The following is a 1,484-nucleotide window of genomic DNA, read 5'->3' on the forward strand; positions in this document are numbered from 1 at the left end:
TAAACTGTTAAAAAAATGAGTCCAAGACTAAGTCTTGAACTAGTAACTTCAAATTAGTCCAGTAATCAGATTGGTTATTTGAAAATATTCATAAACAAAAGACTATGTTCAAATTTTGCCTCAGATATACTATTAATTAATCTTTCCTTTTACTTAAGTAATAGTGCAAAATAGAATTTAATTTTTGAGCTTTCGGCTTTCAGAGGTGGGCTTTGGAAAAAGCATGGCTGTGGTTAATAAAAAACATTTTAACACTCTTTGCCTTGTGCCTGTTGCCTAATGCCTAAGCACGTAACTTAAATCTTATTCTGCACGACTACTTACAAAAAAATAAATTAAAACACTTGCAAATATGGAAGATAGTCTATATATTTTGTATAGAAATAAAACCTCTTATTTGTATGATTCCTCAACAAAACCTTGACTTATGGAACCGCATTCAACAGTTTGAACTGGATGTTCCAAATGTATCTTTTCCTTTTTCAAAAAGGCTCGCTCGTGAGAATGGATGGACACACGAATATGCTTTAAAAGTCATCGAAGAGTACAAGAAATTTATTTTTCTATGTTGTATTAGCCCTACTCCTATTACCCCGTCCGACGAAGTTGACCAAGCTTGGCATTTACACCTAACCTACACACAATCCTATTGGATAGATTTCTGTCAAAATACGCTACAAAAACACATACACCATAATCCTACAGAAGGAGGTAATCAAGAAGCACTCAAATTTGACAACTACTACAGCAAAAGCTTACAATTTTATCAAGAAATCTTCGACACTCTTCCTCCTCAAAATATCTGGCGATCACACCAAGAACGATTTGGTAAGCAACAATTCCAACGATTAGATACCAACAACTACTGGTTGATTCATAAAAATAGCTTCTTTAGGGTTATCAAACCTCTTTTTCTTTCAGGGCTAGTAATTGGATGTTTCCTGATGTTTGTTCGGGCATCGGGTTCAAGTATCTTTTGGGTTATTTCAGGGATTGTGGGCTTACTTATAGCTACGGTAATCGCTTCTCAACAAAGTATTAGTACAAATCATGAAGAAAAAGCTAAAGAAGATTCAGGATGTGGAGCTACTATTTTTACTGATACTGGCGATACAGGGCATTCGGGTGATGGCGGACATGGTGGCGATGGAGGAAATGGCTGTAGTGGATGTGGAAGCGGCTGTAGTGGTTGTAGCGGAGGATGTAGCGGATGCGGAAGTTAGCAGCTATACTTTTTAAATAACCATCTGAAAAATCATCCTCAATTTAGTGAATGGGGATTGAGTGGATGAGTAATTATTTTTAATAATATTTTACAATTAGAGATGTAATTCTTTGCATCTAAAGAAATACTATTCGAAATGTAGTATCAAAAAAGAGGCATTCGAAATTAGTTTTTCGAATGCCTTTTTTGATTTAAAACTATGCTATAGTTAAGTTAGTACGCAAAATAAAGTTTAGGATTGTGCTTTAAGCTTTCAGGT

Annotated in this window: 1 protein-coding gene; it reads left to right on the forward strand. The window is 35.0% G+C overall.

All coding sequences use genetic code 11. The annotated features are described in order from the left end of the window. Positions 1-401 precede the first annotated feature (401 nt). Complete coding sequence (locus ACOVQ4_RS19045; protein WP_421822193.1) at positions 402-1,223, forward strand: hypothetical protein; 822 nt, start codon at positions 402-404, stop codon at positions 1,221-1,223. Positions 1,224-1,484: the final 261 nt, after the last annotated feature.

Source organism: Flectobacillus sp., assembly GCF_049240685.1.
GTDB lineage: Bacteria > Bacteroidota > Bacteroidia > Cytophagales > Spirosomataceae > Flectobacillus.

What these genes read in the sequence shown, in the direction of transcription:
- ACOVQ4_RS19045 (WP_421822193.1), top strand. Translation starts at nt 402, where the DNA reads ATGATTCCTCAACAAAACCTTGACTTATGGAACCGCATTCAACAGTTT.